The sequence below is a fragment of the Collimonas sp. genome (assembly GCF_039923675.1).
Taxonomy (GTDB): Bacteria; Pseudomonadota; Gammaproteobacteria; order Burkholderiales; family Burkholderiaceae_D; genus Collimonas.
In genome coordinates, this window is the sequence record NZ_JBDTCG010000041.1 from 1 (window position 1) to 16,273 (window position 16,273).

Sequence of the window (16,273 nt, forward strand, 5' to 3'; positions counted from 1 at the left end):
GAACGTGTTTGGAAACTTGTTCGCCGCATCGCTACGCACAACCGATATTTCGCTACGCTTGCCGAAGTGCTGGAGGCCGTCGAAACGTGTTTCGACCGTTGGCGAAAATCAAATTCTGTTTTACGTAAACTATGCGGCATTATTTAAGACGTTATGTTTAACGACTCGTTCGCCTGTGCGACCGGGTCGTTTTTTATTGGCGGCCAGCTTCGCACCGAACAATTTATTTAGGTGCCTCAATTGGCAGTCCGCCTAGTATCTGCGCGGGTCTGCGCAATACCGGATCGAACGGATTCATCTTCTCGCTGACACTGGCCGCTTCTTTCTTGAGAATCTGCACCACAGTCGGCAAGCGGTCCGCATTCAATCTTTCCGCCAGCGTAGCGACGCTCAGGGCGGCTACTGCGCGTCCTTGCCGGTCAAGCACCGGCACCGCAATGCCTGCCATGCCGGGTAGCAGTCCGACGCCATGGCTGGCAGCGTAGCCGAGTTCCAGCGAGCGCCTGATTTCAGTGCGCAAATACACTTCATCATACAAGCCGATGTCCAGCAAGCGCGGCAGGTTGAAGCGGATGATTTCCTCGCGCTCGGCCTCCGGCAAGAAGGCGAGAATCACCAGGGCGCCCTGGCCAACGCCGAGCGCCACGCGGCCGCCGATATCTCCGGTAAATGAGCGGATCGGAAAAGGCCCCTCGCTGCGGTCCAGGCACATGGCGTCGTAGCCGCTGCGCACCAGCAGGAACATGGTGTCGCCCAGCGACGCCGACAAACGCAACAGGATCGGCCGGCAAATATCGCGCAGATTGCCACGCTGGCCTGCGCGCGCCGCCAGTGCAAAAAATTCCACGCTCAAACGATAAGCCTTGCTGCGTTCATCCTGCTCCACCACGCCTTCGCCGGTCAGCGCCCGCAAAATGCGATGCGCGGTGGGTTGCGCCAGGCCGGTGGTCTGGGCAATGTGCGTCAGCTTGACGCCGTCGCCAGAGTTTGCCGCCAGCGCACGGATAATCGCGAAACCGCGCTGCAGACTTGTTCCCGCAGAAACATCCTGATCTTTCATAATTTCCTCCTGCCGAAATTAATTTATCTATATATTCAATAATGATTCATTAAATGGAATATATCAAATAATTAGTCTGGTATATGGAATATTGAATTGACCCTGATTTTTCTTTTCACTATATTTCGGAAATGGATCGAGAAGGTATTAGGTGCAAAACCGACCGTCATGGGAGACAAGTCGATGTCGTTTCTACAGCTGGAAAATCTGTCCAAACACTATGGCGACTTCACCGCCGTCGAGCAGCTTAACCTGACGGTGGAGAAGGGCGAGTTCGTGTCGCTGTTGGGTCCGTCCGGGTGCGGCAAGACCACCACGCTGCAAATGATTGCCGGTTTTATCGAAGCGAGCGCCGGGCGCGTGCTGTTGGACGGCCGCGATATCACCCATGAAAAGCCGAACCGGCGCGGTCTCGGCATCGTGTTCCAGAGCTACGCCTTGTTTCCCCACATGACGGTCAGCGGCAATGTCAGCTTCGGTCTTGAGATGCGCCAGATTGCGCCGGCCGAACGTGCGGAACGGGTGCGCAAGGCATTGTCGCTGGTGCATCTGGATAAATTCAGCCATCGCTATCCGCGCGAACTGTCCGGTGGCCAGCGCCAGCGGGTGGCCTTGGCGCGCGCCTTGGTGATCGAGCCGCCGGTGCTGCTGCTGGACGAGCCGATGTCGAATCTCGACGCCAAATTGCGCGAGGACATGCAAGTTGAATTGCGCGAGATACAGCGCAAGGTCGGCACCACTACCATCATGGTCACGCACGACCAGTCGGAAGCATTGTCGATGAGCGACCGCGTGGTGGTCATGGATGCCGGCCGTGCGATCCAGATCGCCAAGCCCTTCGATGCATATGAAAACCCGGTGAACCAGTTCGTCTCGCAGTTCGTCGGCAAGGCCAATCTGTTTGAAGGACAGGTGGCGGCAGTCAGCCAGCAAGGATCGGCGCTGAGCGTACACGGACAACTGTTGAACACCAGCGATGCCAGCTTGCAGGTGGGTGAGAGGGTCACCCTCTGCCTGCGTCCGGAAAAACTGGAGCGTTGCAGTCAGCAGGATGAAATTATCCGCGGCCGCATCCGTTCCGGCATATTCCTCGGCAATCAATGGCTGTACCACATCGACACCGGCCTCGGCGACCTGCTGGTGACCTGGCAAAACTGCGGCAGCGCCGCCTGCTGCGACGGCGAAGAGGTTTCTCTGCGCTGGCCGGTGGACGCGCTGCACATCGTCAAGCGTGAGCAGGCCGATCATGGCTAAGCCGGCCAGATTGTCATCGGCGTCGTTGCCTTATCTGCTGACCGCGCCCGGCGTGATCCTGTTTTTTACGATGGTGCTGGCGCCATTGCTGCTGACCTTGTTGCTGTCGTTCTACGGATTCGATTCCAACATCGGCATCACCTCGACCGTCACCCTGAACAATTACTGGCAGGTTTTCAGCGACGAATATTTTCACGCGATTTTCCTGCGCACATTCTGGATAGCAGGACTCACCACCTTCATCTGCATACTGGTCGGGGCGCCGGAGGCCTATGTGCTGAGCCGCATGGGCAAGCCGTGGCGCTCGATTTTCCTGATCATCATTCTCGGCCCGCTGCTGGTGTCGGTCGTAGTGCGCGCCTTCGGCTGGAGCATGCTGCTGAGCTCGAACGGACTGGTCAATTCGACCCTGGTCTGGCTGGGCTTTGCGCCGCTCAAGCTGTTGTACACCACCGGCGCAATCGTGGTCGCGCTGGTACACGTGATGCTGCCGTTCATGGTGATTCCGGTATGGACCTCCCTGCAACGGCTTGATCCGACGGTGGCGCAAGCAGCCTTGTCACTAAGTGCCTCGCCGGCCACCGTGTTGCGGCGGATAGTGCTGCCGCAAGTCTTGCCCGGGATCCTGTCTGGCAGCCTGATCGTGTTCGGCCTCAGCGCCAGCGCTTTTGCCATTCCCGGCCTGCTCGGCGGCCGTCGCCTGAAAGTCGTGGCGACCACCGTCTACGACGAATTCCTCGGCTCGCTCGACTGGCCGCTGGGCGCATCGATCGCCATCATTCTGCTGGTCGCCAATCTGCTCATCATGCTGAGCTACAACCGGGTCTTGGAACGCAAGTATTCCAAGACGCTAGGCTAACCAAAGGGAGTAGATTGCATGCGCAACAATGGTCCTGTCGCACTGATCTTTCATACGCTGGTGGTGGCGTTCGTACTGGCGCCGCTGCTGATCGTCTGCCTGGTAGCGTTCACGCCGGAAGATACGCTGTCCTTGCCGACCCACGGCGTTTCCTTACGCTGGTTCAAGGCGATTTTTGAACATCCCGATTTTGTACAATCATTCTACAACAGCTTGCTGCTGGCGCTGTTGTCCGCCACCTTCTCGCTTTGTGTGGCGCTGCCGGCGGGGTTGGCGATCGGACGGTTGAAATTTCCCGGGCGCGACTTTCTGAACGCGTTGTTTTTGTCACCGCTGATCATCCCATCGCTGGTGCTGGGGGTGGCGCTGATGCGCCTGTTCGCCAGCATGGGCGTCAGCGGTTCGTTTGCCTGGCTGGTGGTGGCCCACGTAGTGGTGATCAGCCCCTATGTGCTGCGGCTGGTGCTGGCGGCGGTGGTCGGCATGGATCAAAGCGCAGAGCACGCCGCACAATCGCTCGGCGCCGGCTGGTGGACGGTATTCCGGCGTATCACCCTGCCGATGATACTGCCGGGGATTACCGGCGGCTGGCTGCTGGCGTTCATCAATAGCTTCGACGAACTGACGTTGTCGATCTTCGTCACCACGCCGGCCACCGTGACGCTGCCGGTGCGCATGTACATGTACGCCACCGAATCGATCGACCCGATGATGGCGTCGGTCTCGGCGCTGATGATCCTGATCACCGGCGTCGCCATGCTGATCCTGGACCGCGTCTATGGACTCGACAAGGTGCTGATCGGACAACAGGGATGAAGCAGCGATGAAACAGCCTGGAATCCACACATGACATTATTTCTGCGAATCGCCGAGACGCAACGCGCAACGGTCAGCTTTGTGCTGGATGGCCGCAAGGTTAGCGCGCTGGAAGGCGACACCGTATTGACCGCAGTGCTGACGCAGGCCGACAGCCTGCGCGTATCCGAATTCAGCGGCCGCCCGCGCGCCGGTTTTTGCCTGATCGGCGCCTGCCAGGATTGCTGGATACGCAGCGAAGACGGCCAGCCGCTGCGCGCCTGCAGCACTACGATACAGGCCGGCATGCGCTTGCGGACTTCTGTTGCAGGACAATTGCCGGAGTCAAGCAAATGAGTGAACCGCGGATTGTGATTGTCGGCGCCGGCCCGGCCGGCGTGCGCGCTGCGGAACTGCTGGTGGCCGCCGGCTTGCGACCTGTGCTGGTGGATGAAAATCAGCGCGCCGGCGGACAGATATATCGCCAGCCGCCGGCCGGGTTTGTGCGTTCGCCGAAGCAGCTATACGGTTTTGAATCGGCCAAGGCAGAAGCGCTGCACGAAACATTCAACCAGCTGCGCAACGACATCGATTATCTGCCCGAGACGCTGGTGTGGAACTGCGACGGCCAGCGGCTGGACTTGTTGTCGCAAGGTCGGCAACAGTCGCTGTCCTACACGCATCTGCTGCTGTGCACCGGCGCCATCGATCGCGTCTTGCCGTTTCCAGGCTGGCTGCTGCCCGGCGCCTATACCCTCGGTGCAGCGCAAGTGGCGTTGAAAGCGCAGGCATGCGTGATAGGCAGCCGCGTTGTGCTGGCAGGCGCCGGTCCTTTGCTATATCTGGTGGCTTACCAGTATGCGAAAGCCGGCGCCAGCATTGCCGCCGTGCTCGACACCTCTGCCTTTTCCGGAAAAGTACGGGCAATGCGGAATCTTCTGAAGCAGCCCTGGACTCTGGCCAAAGGCATGTATTACCTGGCATGGCTTCGCTGCCACGACATCAGAGTGGTGGAAGGGGTGCAAAAAATCGCCGCTGCCGGCGAGCAAAAAGTGAAAGCGGTTTCCTGGCAAAAGAACGGACGGGAAGAAGTCGTGGCTTGCGACGCCATCGCCAGCGGTTTCGGTCTGCGTTCGGAAACCCAGTTGGCAGACCTGGCCGGTTGTGCGTTCGAGTTCAATGCGTTGAATCAGCAATGGTTGCCGCAGCGTGATGCGGCCGGACGCAGCAGCGTAAAGGGCGTGTATCTTGCGGGCGATGGCGGCGGCATTGTCGGGGCGGATGCCGCAGAAATGGCAGGGAAGCGGGTTGCGCTGGCCTTGCTGGAAGACCTGGGGCGGCCTGTCGATCAAGCGCATAGCCGGCGTCTGGAGCGCGGCTTGCAGCGGATTCATGGTTTCCGCCAAGGATTGGAGTGCGCGTTCCCGGTGCCGATGCATTGGGCCCGCGAATGCCCGGATGAAGAGATTATCTGTCGCTGCGAAGACATCACCGCGGGCGAATTGCGGCATAGCGCCAACAGCGCCGGTACGATGGAAATCAACCGCCTCAAGGCGCTGACGCGGCTTGGGATGGGGCGGTGCCAGGGACGGGTTTGCGGCGCCGCTGCCGCTGAAATCCTGGCTTGCAGCTCTCGCAAAAGCTTGTCTGAAATTGGCCGGCTGCGCGGCCAAGCGCCGGTCAAACCGTTTCCGGTGGCGCTGGGGATGCCGCTCAGTCCGCAGCGAGAGCTGCCATGAGCGAGCAATTGCACGAACAACTGAGCGCCGACGTCGCTATCATCGGTGGTGGCTTGATGGGATGCGCTGCGGCGCTTGCCTTGCGTCGCATGAATCTGTCCGTGGTGCTGCTGGAGCAGGGCTGGTGCGGGGCGCAGGCCAGTGGCGTCAATTACGGCGGCGTTCGCCGCCAGGGCAGGCCGGCAAGCCAGCTGCCGCTATCGCAGCGGGCCTACGCAATCTGGCAGAACCTGCCGGAATTGATCGGCGCCAGTTGCGAATATACGGTCTCCGGCCATTTGAAACTGGCGCGCACGGAGCAGGAACTGGCAACGCTGGAGGACTATCGCGTGATGGCCAGCGAGTATGACCTGCCCTTGGAAGTGCTGGGACGCGCCGCGCTGCGCCAGCGTTATCCCTGGCTGGGCGAGCAGGTGGCAGGCGGCTCCCTGTGCGCGGGCGATGGCCACGCTAATCCAAGGTTGGTCGCGGCCGCTTTTGCGCAGGCGGCAAAGCACAACGGCGCCATCGTTCGCGAAAATACGACCGTAAAAACGGCAGTATTCGACGGCGAAAAATTCCATGTTCTTGCTGGAAACGACTTGACCCTGCGCGCGAAATTTCTTCTGAACTGTGCTGGTGCATGGGGCGCCGAATTTGCCGGCCAATTTGGTGAAACGGTGCCCGAATATCCGATATTTCCAAACATGTGGGTTACCGAGCCGATGCCGAAACTGGTTGTGCCTAACGTCGGTATCGTCGGCGGTGGATTCTATGTGCGCCAGGTGGAACGCGGCAATTTTGTCCTCGGCGGCGGCCGCGGCAGCGGCCAGCTCGACATAGCCTCGACAAGGCCTGCCAGCGCCTCGATGTTCGCCTCGATGCAGATGGCGTGCGAGTTCATCCCCGCTTTGAAGAATGCCTTGGTGATTCGCAGCTGGACTGGCGTCGAAGGTGCGTTGCCGGATCATCAGCCAGTGCTTGGCCCGAGCGCCACGACGCCTGGCCTGTTTCATGCTTTTGGTTTCTCCGGCGGCGGCTTCCAGTTGGCCCCGGCGGTAGGAGAAGTGCTGGCGGACCTAGTGGTTCGTGGCTCTACAGAAACTCCGATTCAAGCGTTTGCCATTCAAAGATTCAGCACAGCAAGTTGAACTACAAGCAAGTCGCGGGATTGGATGATGGAAGGTCGGGGGTAGTCGAGATGTCAATCATTGAGGAGACGGCAACATGAAATTGAAACAGATGATGATGACTGCGGGATGTTTGCTGGCGGCGGGCGCCAGCGCGATCAGCAGCGCACAAACGCATACGCTGTACGTCGGCATGAACGGCGGCAGCATGGAAAAGAACTATACCAGTTACATTTTTCCGGATTTTGAAAAAGCCAATAACGTCAAGATCGTCGTGGTGCCCGGAACCTCGGCCGACATCATGGCCAAGATGTCGGCGCAGAAGGACAAGCCGCAAATGCACCTGGTGTTCCTGGACGATGGCGTGATGTATCGCGCGGTCGGCATGGGCCTGTGCCAGAAGCTCAAGGATGCGCCCGTATTCAAGGAAATCTACCCGTTCGCGCGGATGGCCAACGACCAGGCGGTGGGCATAGAACTCGGTACGGTCGGCATCGGCTACAACAAGAAAATGTTCGATGAAAAGGGCTGGGCCGCGCCGACTTCCTGGATGGATTTCGCCGATCCCAAATACAAGGGCAAGGTGGTGTTCCAGTCGATCCAGAGCAGTACTTTCGGTCTGCACAGTTTCCTGATGTTCAACCGTCTGGTCGGCGGCACCGACAAGAATGTCGAGCCCGGTTTCAAGAAGTGGGGCACGACTGTCGGGCCGAATGTGCTGGAATACCTGTCCAGCTCGGCGCAGATTTCAGAGATGGTGCAAACCGGCGAGGCCGCCATTTTTCCGTTGACGCCGACCGCCATCGCCAATCTGAAAGCGAAGGGCATCCCGGCCGAGTTCGCCACGCCGAAAGAGGGCGCCGTGATGTTGATGGTCGGCGCTTGCGCGCTGAAGAATAATTCCGAACCCGACCTTTCCCAAAAACTGGTGGAGTACCTGTTGAGCGCCGGCTCCCAGGCGAAAGCCACGGAGTACGCCAACACCATTCCGATCAACAAGAACGTCAAGATTCCGGAAGCGACTCAGGCCAAGATCGGCAATGTCGAAAAGCTGATGAAGAACGTGAATACGGTCGATTGGGATGTCGTCAACAAGGACCGCGCGGATTGGAACAATCGCTGGAGTCGCATGATCGAGCGCTAGAACACCAGCGTTGCTCATGCCAGAATTTTTAGATAAATATCATCATCGAGGAGTAGCATCATGTCATTCAAAAAACTTGCCTTGATCGCCGGCAGCTTGCTGGCTTTGGGTTTGAGCGCCGGCAGCGCTGCGGCTGCGGATCAGCAGACTTATGTGGTCGGTGCCGGTGGCACTTACCGGCCGTTTGAATTCGAGACTGCAAAGAAGGAACTGGTCGGTTTCGACATCGATATCATCAAGGCCGTCAGCAATGCCGCCGGCTTCAAGATCAAACTGGTCAGCACGCCATGGGAAGGCATTTTCGCCACGGTCAACCAGGGCGACCGCGACATCCTGATTTCCGGCATCACGATTACCGACAAGCGCATGCAGATGGTGGATTTCTCGCTGCCATATTTTCCGGCTGACCAGGTGATCATCATCGGCGACGGACCCAAGGTAACCGGCCTGGATGACCTCAAAAAGCTGCAGGTCGGTGTGGTCAATTCCAGCACCGGCGACATCGTGGTCTCGGATGAAATCGGCAAGAACAATACCGCCATTCACCGCTTTGACAATACGCCGCTGATGCTGGAAGAGCTCTATCGCGGCGGGGTCGATGCCGCAGTCGGCGACGTCGGCGTGATCAAGTTCTACATCAAGAGCCATCCCGAGAAAAAATTCAAGGTGGTCAGCGACGCCAAGTTCAAGCGCCAGTACTTCGGCATCGGCGTCCAGAAGGGCAACAAGGCATTGCAAGACAAGATCAACGCCGGCCTGAAGAAGATTATCGCCGACGGCACCTACGCCAAGATCTACAAGGAATGGTTTGACGACAATGTGCCGACCCTGCCGCTGCAATAAGCAGCGCAAGACCTGACTCTTACCGCACGCATACCGGGACACGCTCATGCATTCTGCATTCGACTGGCAAATCATCGTCGAGTACCTGCCATTGTTCATCGAAGGCACCATGATGACGCTCAAGGCAGCGGTCATTTGCGTGATCGCCGGCACCTTGCTCGGCCTGGTGCTGGGCGTCGGCCGCCTGGCCGAAGCGCGTCATGGCTTTTATAAATACTTCCTGCGCTACGCGGCGCAATGGCCGGTGCGCTTCTATGTCAGTTTTTTCCGCGGCACGCCGCTGTTCGTGCAGATATTACTGATCCATTTCGCCCTGATGCCGTTGCTGATCAATCCCAGCGGCGGCTTGCTGGTCAGCGGCGACCTGGCGCGGGAAATTCGTTCGCAATACGGCGCTTTCCTGTCGGCGGTGCTGGCGATCTCCCTGAATTCCGGCGCCTATGTGTCGGAGATTTTCCGCGCCGGCATCCAGTCCATCGACCGCGGCCAGAGCGAAGCATCACGCTCGCTCGGCATGACCTATCTGCAAACCTTGCGCAAGGTGGTGCTGCCGCAAGCGTTCCGCCGTATGCTGCCGCCGCTGGGCAACAATGCGATTGCGATCGTCAAGGATTCTTCGCTGGCTTCGGCCATCGGCCTGGCGGAGCTGGCGTATGTGGCGCGCACGGTATCCGGCGCCTATGCCCGGTACTGGGAACCGTACCTGACCATTTCGGTGATCTACTGGTGTATAACGCTGTTGCTGTCCGCTTTCGTTCAGCATCTCGAAAAAAGGTATGGCAAAAGTGATACACGTTAAAAACCTGCAGAAAAACTACGGCCACGCGCACATCCTGCGCGGCATCGATTGCGACATCGCGGAAAGCGAAGTGGTGTGCGTGATCGGCCCGTCGGGATCGGGCAAGAGCACCTTCCTGCGTTGCCTGAATGGTCTTGAGGAGGCCTCCGGCGGCGAGATCCTGGTCGACGGCGTCAAGGTCAACGATCCCGGCATCGACCTCAACGCCATGCGTGCCGGCGTCGGCATGGTGTTCCAGCGCTTCAACCTGTTCCCGCACATGTCGGTGCTGGACAACCTGATCATGGCGCCGATGCAGGTCAAGAAGCTGTCGAAGAAAGATGCGGTGCTGGTGGCGGAAAAGCTGCTGCGGAAAGTCGGCTTGCTGGACAAGATCGACGCCTATCCCAGTCAGCTGTCAGGCGGCCAGCAGCAACGCGTGGCGATTGCGCGCGCGCTGGCGATGGAACCCAAGGTGATGTTGTTCGACGAGCCGACATCGGCGCTCGATCCGGAACTGGTGGGCGAAGTGCTGACGGTGATGAAGACCTTGGCGGAGGAGGGCATGACCATGGTGGTTGTGACGCATGAGATGGGGTTTGCACGCGAAATGTCTGATCGCGTGTTCTTTATCGACCAGGGCGTCATCATGGAGCAGGGACCGCCGCAACAGGTGCTGGGCACGCCGCAAAACGAGCGTACGCGGGATTTTTTGCGGAAGGTGTTATAGCGTTTTATAGCTCGCCTCGCCCGCCGGGCCGGCGCATCGCTAACTCAAGCGCTTGCGGCGCGTAAATGTCAAGGTGCGGCTGCCGCAACGCTCGCCGACGACGAAGTTTGCGGGTTATGCCGCAGCGTGTTTGAATGCCCACCACCGGCTTCCCATGAAATTCCAGATGAGGCCAATTCCGGTCGTTAAAAGTTGCGCCACCCAGTAATTCAATCCGAAATGGTGGGTCAGGAGCCACATGAGGCCGGTGTTTATGCACCAGCCGATACCTATCACTATGTAATATTTCGACGCGGCTTCGGCGTGTGACTTGCCGCTTTCAAACGTAAAAAAGTAGTTGAGAAAATAGTTGGCGACGGATCCCAATGCATATCCGATACCGGAAGCAAGCGCGGCCGGAGCCGCTAAAAACTCGACGCCTGCCCAAAGTATGCTGTACTGGATCAGCGTTCCTGTTGCCCCGACAGCGGCAAAACGAAGGAATTGACGAAAAATAATCATTCTTGTTTTCTATTTGTAAGAGCGCCGGAGACGGTTTGCGACGATGCTGCCATCGAATATCTGGTATGGCGATGCCGGATTGAGCGATTGAGCGAATGATGGGGCATGGTCGATTTCCACCAGTCGGATGTGCCGGCAGGCTTTGACCTGCCAGCACGGATCTGCCTCATCGGGCAGATCCGCCTTGCCTTGCTATCAGACCTGCGCCGCGTTCAATGCCGCATTGAAGGTCGCGCTCGGGCACATGATTGCTTCAACCTTCTTAGGGTCTGGCAGGAAGTAGCCGCCGATATCCACCGCCTTGCCTTGCACGTCATTGAGCTCTGCTGCGATCTTCTGCTCGTTTTCAGTCAAGGTTTTGGCCAGTGGCGCAAAATGCGCTTGCAATTCCGCATCTTCGGTTTGCGCCGCCAGTGCCTGCGCCCAGTACAAGGCCAGGTAGAACTGACTGCCGCGGTTGTCCAGCTCGCCGGTGCGCGGCGATGGCGACTGGTTGTTGTCGAGCAGTTTGCCGGTGGCGTCGTCCAGGGTTTTCGCCAGGATCTTGGCCTTGTTGTTGCCGGTCTTGATGCCCACGTCTTCCAGCGATACCGCCAGCGCCAGGAACTCGCCCAGCGAATCCCAGCGCAGGTGGTTTTCTTCCACCAGCTGCTTGACGTGCTTGGGCGCGGAGCCGCCGGCGCCGGTTTCAAACATGCCGCCGCCGGCCATCAGCGGTACGATCGACAGCATCTTGGCGCTGGTGCCCAGCTCCATGATCGGGAACAGGTCGGTCAGGTAGTCGCGCAGGATATTGCCGGTCACCGAGATGGTGTCTTTGCCGCGGATCACGCGTTCCAGCGTGTAGCGCATGGCGCGCACTTGCGACATGATCTGGATGTCGAGGCCGGTCAGGTCGTATTCCTTCAGGTAGGTGCGCACTTTCTTGATCAGTTCGGCTTCGTGCGGACGGTACTCGTCCAGCCAGAAAATCGCCGGCATGCCGGACAGGCGGGCGCGGTTCACGGCCAGCTTGACCCAGTCGCGGATCGGCTCGTCTTTGACCTGGCACATGCGCCAGATGTCGCCTTGCTCGACGTTTTGCTCCAGCAGCACGTTGCCGTCAAAGTCGACGATGCGCGCGACGCCATCGGATGGAACTTCGAAAGTCTTGTCATGCGAGCCGTATTCCTCGGCTTTTTGCGCCATCAGGCCGACGTTCGGCACGGTGCCCATGGTGGTCGGATCGAACGCGCCGTTGGTCTTGCAGAAGTTGATCATTTCCTGATAGATGCGGGCGAACGTGCTTTCCGGGATCACCGCCTTGGTGTCCTTCGGACGGCCGTCGGCGCCCCACATCTTGCCGCCGAGGCGGATCATGGCCGGCATCGAAGCGTCGACGATGACGTCGTTCGGCGCGTGCAGGTTGGAGATGCCCTTGGCCGAATCGACCATGGCCAGTTCCGGACGGTGTTCGTGGCAGGCGTGCAAGTCTTTGATGACTTCATCGCGCTTGGATTCCGGCAGGGTAGCGATCTTGTCGTACACGCTGGAGAGGCCGTTGTTGGCGTTGACGCCCAATTCTTCGAACAGCTTGCCGTGCTTGGCGAATGCTTCCTTGTAGAAAATCTTGACGGCATGGCCGAACACGATCGGGTGCGAGACTTTCATCATGGTCGCCTTGACGTGCAGCGACAGCATGACGCCGGTTTCGCGCGCATCTTCCATCTGCTCTTCGTAGAACGCGCACAGCGCCTTCTTGCTCATGAACATGCTGTCGATGATTTCGCCTGCCAGCAGCGATACCTTGGTCTTCAGGACGATGGTTTCACCCGTCTTGGTGACCAGTTCCATCTTGACGTCGCAAGCCTTGGACAAGGTCATGCATTTTTCAGAGGCATAGAAATCGCCGCCGTGCATATGCGAAACGTGGGTGCGCGAAGCCGGGCTCCACTTCGACATCGAGTGCGGGTGCTTGCGGGCGAAGCGCTTGACTGCTGCTGGCGCGCGGCGGTCGGAGTTGCCTTCGCGCAGCACTGGATTGACCGCGCTGCCGATGATCTTCGAGTAGCGTTTCAGGATCGCTTTGTCGGCGTCGGTCTTCGGATCTTCCGGGAAGTCCGGGATGTTGTAGCCGCCGGCTTGCAGTTCGCGGATCGCCGCGACCAGTTGCGGCACCGAAGCGCTGATGTTCGGCAGCTTGATGATGTTGGTGTCGGGATTTTGCGTCAGGTGGCCCAGCTCGGCCAGGTTGTCCGGCACTTTCTGCTCGGGTTTCAGGTTGTCGGAGAATTCGGCGAGAATCCGGGCGGCCACCGAGATGTCGCTTTTGACGATGTCGATGCCGGCGGGTGCGGCGAAGGTCTTGATGATCGGCAGGAAAGAAGCCGTCGCCAGCAGCGGCGCCTCGTCAGTCAGGGTGTAGATGATGGTCGATTTACTTGCAGTCACTGTAACTCTCCTAGCGGTTGATGCGTTGGTTGGTGCCGCCACATGATATTGGTGTTTACTTTCACCAAGCTTAAGGGCGCGCTGAATTGGTTTGCAGGTTGCCAATTTTTTCGGGCAATGTTTGCCTGGATGAAGGCCGCGTCCATCCCAAGGGATGAAATTTCATCTCAAAGGATGAAGTTTATTCGCAGTTGGGTTTTAGCACCAACAAAATGTGATTCACAGATGCAGAATCTACGGTTGCCGCGAACCTGCTTCATGTAGCGTCTGCCGACCGCACATTCACTGCGAAAATCTGAGTAGAAACGATGCAGTCAAGTGCTTTGCGGAAGGATTTATTGCAATTTGGAAATAATAGTTTTCAATTAAGCACTGAAATATGATGTAGAGTATGTGTCAATATTTCCCGCACGCCTGTGAGCGGCAGGACCGGGCAACGCACCAGCCCGAATGTTTTTTGCATGTGTAATGGGAAGTGATGGCATTTTGCTACCTTGGCTTTGTGCATTGGCCGTATTGCCGAGCTTTGAACCAGCAATACTTATTTCGACACCACCATAATAGAGCGCGATGAATCCGACCACACTACGCAACGCAGTCACCGGCCTGACCGAAGCCAACCGTCCGATTCGTCTGCGGCTGTCGCAAGAAAAAGGTGCGGTCGATGATGCGCTGCTAGTCCAGCATGTGCGTGGCATAGAAACCATCTGTGGCGGCATCGAATACCATTTACTGTGCGTATCCACCCAGGCCAATCTGCCAACCAAAGAATTCATGGCGTTGCCAGTCGAGGTGCAGTTCGTCACCGATACCGGCGGCATGCGCTCGGTTTGTGGGGTAATTGATGCGGTGGTGGCTGGTGAGGCCGATGGTGGGCTTGCCAGTTACCAGTTGGTAGTCCGTGACGCGCTATCGATCATGGAGAAAAGCTGCAACAGCCGAATTTTCCAAAACAAGAATGAGATCGAAATCACTGAAAGCATTTTGACAGAATGGCGCCACAGCAATCCAGTGTTGGCGCGTGCTTTTGATTTTGAGTTGTGGCGCTTGAAGAGTCATTATCCGAGACGGAAATTCACCCAGCAACGCAATGAATCGGACGCGTCGTTCTTGCGGCGTTTGTGGAAGCGGCGTGGGCTGGCATGGTTTATCCGGCCAGGTAAAGCCAGCGCCACCGGCAGCGACCAGACCGCGACGCATACCCTGGTGGTCTTCGATGATGTCTGGACATTGGAGCAGAACAGCGCCGGTACCGTGCGCTACCATCGCGATGACGGTACCGAGGTCAGCGATTGCATTACAGCCTTGCATACCAGGCGGACCTTAACGCCGGGGATCCACTCTGGTCTGAGTTGGGACTATAAAACTGCGCGCATGTCCAGCACCACCGTGCAAAATACCAACGATCAAGGCAAGCTGGGTAACCGTTTTGCGGCTGGCATCAACGATATCCTGATCGATGTACCGCATGCGGGCGACGATGCCGCCGACCACCAGAGTCTTGGCCTCCAGAAGATGCGACGCCATGAATATGAAGCTAAATGCCTTCAAGGCGAGAGTGGCGTACGTACCCTTGGTGTTGGTGAATGGGCCGCGATCAGTGGTCATCCTGGTATCGACCGCCATCCTGCCAAGGAACGCGAATTTGTTTTCACCGAACTGCGCGTCGAAGCAGAGAACAATCTGCCGCATACGATCAGTGAGCGGGCGCTACGCCTGTTTGCATTGAATCGCTGGAATGTCGACAGTAGTGCCCAGGCCGCCACGCTGGGCCAGGCCAACAGCGAACGCAATGCGCGCTATACCAATCAATTTACATGCGTGCGGCGTGGCATTCCTATCGTTCCGGCTTACGATCCGCGCATCGATCTGCCGCACATGGAGTCCATCACAGGCATCGTTGTCGGTCCAAAAAATGAACAAGTCCATACCGACGCTTTGGGACGAATTTTGGTTCGCATCCCAGGTATTCGACCTTCAGAGCGCGACAATCCACAGGCATCCAGCGACGGCATAACGGAATTTGATACGGTCTGGATTCGGGTTGTAACCCCGTCAGCTGGCATGCGGGGAGGTCTGACCTACCTGCCGCGAGTTGGTGACGAATGCCAAATTTCATTCCAGGGAGGGGATCCTGATAAACCGATTATCACGGGTAGCGTGCATGGTGGCGAGACGCCGCCGCCCAGTTTTAGCCGTGTCAGTCAACTGCCTGCGGATCGTTATCTGTCCGGCATGGTGATCAAGGAAATCAACGGGCAAAAACAAAATCAACTCCGGTTCGACAGCACGCCAGGGCAAATTTCCAGCCACTTATCAAGTGAACATGCCGCGTCGGAGCTAAATCTGGGCTACCTGACCCAGCCGCGCAGCAACGGCAAAGCCGCTCCACGCGGCGATGGCTTTGAGCTGGCGACTTCGGGCAGCGGAAGCATAAAAACAGCAAGATCGCTGCTTATTTCAGCCACCAGACGGCTTGAAGGCAAGGACGAGCAGCTCAGCAACGCGGAACACGTTGCGTTGCTGCAGGACTGTCTGGAATTGTGCAAATCCCTGGGCGACTATGCCGCCCAACATTTGGCGCTGGCGCTGGATGCGACGCCGCAGTCTGCACTCAAGGACGACGTTGCCGCTGCGGCGGGCGGCAGCAACACCGACCCGCAAGGCCAGGGCGGCAAACCGACTATCAGTATCACGGCGCCTGATGGCATCGCCATCAGCACGCCTAAGACCATCGTTAGCTATGCGGCCAAAAATATCGACACGGTGTCGCAGCAGCACATGCAATTGACCGCAGGCCAGCGCTTCAATCTGAATGCCGGCAAGGGCATTTCCTTGTTCGCGCACAAGGAAGGGATTACGCAGATTGCGCACTACGGCAAGTTCCTCATGCAGAGTCAGCACGATGACATGCAGATCGACTCGGCCAAGGATCTCAAGATAACTGCCGCCAAGCACTTGATCCTGATGGCGGAAGAGATCACGTTCATGACCACCGGCGGCGCCTACATCAAACTCAAAGGCGGCACGC

The 16,273-nt window shown here is 58.2% G+C and carries 14 protein-coding genes; 11 read left to right on the plus strand and 3 right to left on the minus strand.

All coding sequences use genetic code 11. The features are described from left to right. Nucleotides 1-223: 223 nt before the first annotated feature. A complete protein-coding gene (locus ABI171_RS08085) occupies nt 224-1,060 on the minus strand; it encodes an IclR family transcriptional regulator (protein WP_348092059.1) in 837 nt (278 codons plus the stop codon). A gap of 183 nt (nt 1,061-1,243) precedes the next feature. Here ABI171_RS08085 and ABI171_RS08090 point away from each other — a divergent pair, with 183 nt between their 5' ends. The 10 genes from ABI171_RS08090 (at nt 1,244) to ABI171_RS08135 (ending at nt 10,311) form a co-directional block, all read left to right on the plus strand. Next, on the plus strand, nt 1,244-2,314 hold the full coding sequence (locus tag ABI171_RS08090) for an ABC transporter ATP-binding protein (protein ID WP_348092060.1): 1,071 nt from the start codon (nt 1,244-1,246) through the stop codon (nt 2,312-2,314). Continuing rightward, nucleotides 2,307-3,173: an ABC transporter permease gene (locus ABI171_RS08095; RefSeq protein WP_348092061.1), complete on the plus strand. Its 867-nt coding sequence runs from the start codon at nt 2,307-2,309 to the stop codon at nt 3,171-3,173. Before ABI171_RS08090 ends, ABI171_RS08095 begins: the two co-directional genes overlap by 8 nt. Before the next feature lie 18 nt (nt 3,174-3,191). Further along, the gene (locus tag ABI171_RS08100) at nt 3,192-3,989 is read left to right on the plus strand and encodes an ABC transporter permease (RefSeq protein WP_348092062.1); all 798 of its coding nucleotides are present in this window, start codon (nt 3,192-3,194) and stop codon (nt 3,987-3,989) included. A gap of 30 nt (nt 3,990-4,019) precedes the next feature. Then, complete coding sequence (locus ABI171_RS08105; RefSeq protein ID WP_348092063.1) at nt 4,020-4,325, plus strand: (2Fe-2S)-binding protein; 306 nt, start codon at nt 4,020-4,022, stop codon at nt 4,323-4,325. After that, nucleotides 4,322-5,707 (plus strand): FAD/NAD(P)-binding oxidoreductase, encoded by a 1,386-nt coding sequence (locus tag ABI171_RS08110; protein WP_348092064.1) that lies wholly within the window; start codon nt 4,322-4,324, stop codon nt 5,705-5,707. The genes ABI171_RS08105 and ABI171_RS08110 overlap by 4 nt, the downstream gene beginning before the upstream one ends. After that, entirely contained in the window at nt 5,704-6,837 is a 1,134-nt protein-coding gene (locus ABI171_RS08115; RefSeq protein WP_348092065.1) for an FAD-dependent oxidoreductase, read from the plus strand. The genes ABI171_RS08110 and ABI171_RS08115 overlap by 4 nt, the downstream gene beginning before the upstream one ends. A 76-nt stretch (nt 6,838-6,913) precedes the next feature. Beyond that, a complete protein-coding gene (locus ABI171_RS08120; RefSeq protein ID WP_348092066.1) occupies nt 6,914-7,960 on the plus strand; it encodes an ABC transporter substrate-binding protein in 1,047 nt (348 codons plus the stop codon). Between the two features lie 60 nt (nt 7,961-8,020). Further along, a complete protein-coding gene (locus ABI171_RS08125; protein WP_348092067.1) occupies nt 8,021-8,803 on the plus strand; it encodes a basic amino acid ABC transporter substrate-binding protein in 783 nt (260 codons plus the stop codon). 46 nt (nt 8,804-8,849) lie between these two features. Next, the gene (locus ABI171_RS08130) at nt 8,850-9,602 is read left to right on the plus strand and encodes an amino acid ABC transporter permease (RefSeq protein ID WP_348092068.1); all 753 of its coding nucleotides are present in this window, start codon (nt 8,850-8,852) and stop codon (nt 9,600-9,602) included. Continuing rightward, nucleotides 9,589-10,311: an amino acid ABC transporter ATP-binding protein gene (locus ABI171_RS08135; RefSeq protein ID WP_348092072.1), complete on the plus strand. Its 723-nt coding sequence runs from the start codon at nt 9,589-9,591 to the stop codon at nt 10,309-10,311. Before ABI171_RS08130 ends, ABI171_RS08135 begins: the two co-directional genes overlap by 14 nt. A 114-nt stretch (nt 10,312-10,425) precedes the next feature. On the opposite strand, the gene ABI171_RS08140 is transcribed toward ABI171_RS08135, so the two are convergent. Further along, nucleotides 10,426-10,812, minus strand: a complete 387-nt coding sequence (locus tag ABI171_RS08140) for a GtrA family protein (protein ID WP_348092069.1) — start codon at nt 10,810-10,812, stop codon at nt 10,426-10,428. Nucleotides 10,813-11,007: 195 nt separating this feature from the next. After that, entirely contained in the window at nt 11,008-13,242 is a 2,235-nt protein-coding gene (locus ABI171_RS08145) for an NADP-dependent isocitrate dehydrogenase (protein WP_348092070.1), read from the minus strand. Nucleotides 13,243-13,812: 570 nt separating this feature from the next. Between ABI171_RS08145 and ABI171_RS08150 the strand changes: the two genes are divergently transcribed. Continuing rightward, a partial coding sequence (locus tag ABI171_RS08150) for a type VI secretion system Vgr family protein (protein ID WP_348092071.1) occupies nt 13,813-16,273 on the plus strand: 2,461 nt, incomplete at its 3' end.

What these genes read in the sequence shown, in the direction of transcription:
- ABI171_RS08100 (WP_348092062.1), top strand. Translation starts at nt 3,192, where the DNA reads ATGCGCAACAATGGTCCTGTCGCACTGATCTTTCATACGCTGGTGGTG.
- ABI171_RS08085 (WP_348092059.1), bottom strand. Translation starts at nt 1,060, where the DNA reads ATGAAAGATCAGGATGTTTCTGCGGGAACAAGTCTGCAGCGCGGTTTC.
- ABI171_RS08115 (WP_348092065.1), top strand. Translation starts at nt 5,704, where the DNA reads ATGAGCGAGCAATTGCACGAACAACTGAGCGCCGACGTCGCTATCATC.
- ABI171_RS08125 (WP_348092067.1), top strand. Translation starts at nt 8,021, where the DNA reads ATGTCATTCAAAAAACTTGCCTTGATCGCCGGCAGCTTGCTGGCTTTG.
- ABI171_RS08130 (WP_348092068.1), top strand. Translation starts at nt 8,850, where the DNA reads ATGCATTCTGCATTCGACTGGCAAATCATCGTCGAGTACCTGCCATTG.
- ABI171_RS08090 (WP_348092060.1), top strand. Translation starts at nt 1,244, where the DNA reads ATGTCGTTTCTACAGCTGGAAAATCTGTCCAAACACTATGGCGACTTC.
- ABI171_RS08095 (WP_348092061.1), top strand. Translation starts at nt 2,307, where the DNA reads ATGGCTAAGCCGGCCAGATTGTCATCGGCGTCGTTGCCTTATCTGCTG.
- ABI171_RS08140 (WP_348092069.1), bottom strand. Translation starts at nt 10,812, where the DNA reads ATGATTATTTTTCGTCAATTCCTTCGTTTTGCCGCTGTCGGGGCAACA.
- ABI171_RS08105 (WP_348092063.1), top strand. Translation starts at nt 4,020, where the DNA reads ATGACATTATTTCTGCGAATCGCCGAGACGCAACGCGCAACGGTCAGC.
- ABI171_RS08110 (WP_348092064.1), top strand. Translation starts at nt 4,322, where the DNA reads ATGAGTGAACCGCGGATTGTGATTGTCGGCGCCGGCCCGGCCGGCGTG.
- ABI171_RS08120 (WP_348092066.1), top strand. Translation starts at nt 6,914, where the DNA reads ATGAAATTGAAACAGATGATGATGACTGCGGGATGTTTGCTGGCGGCG.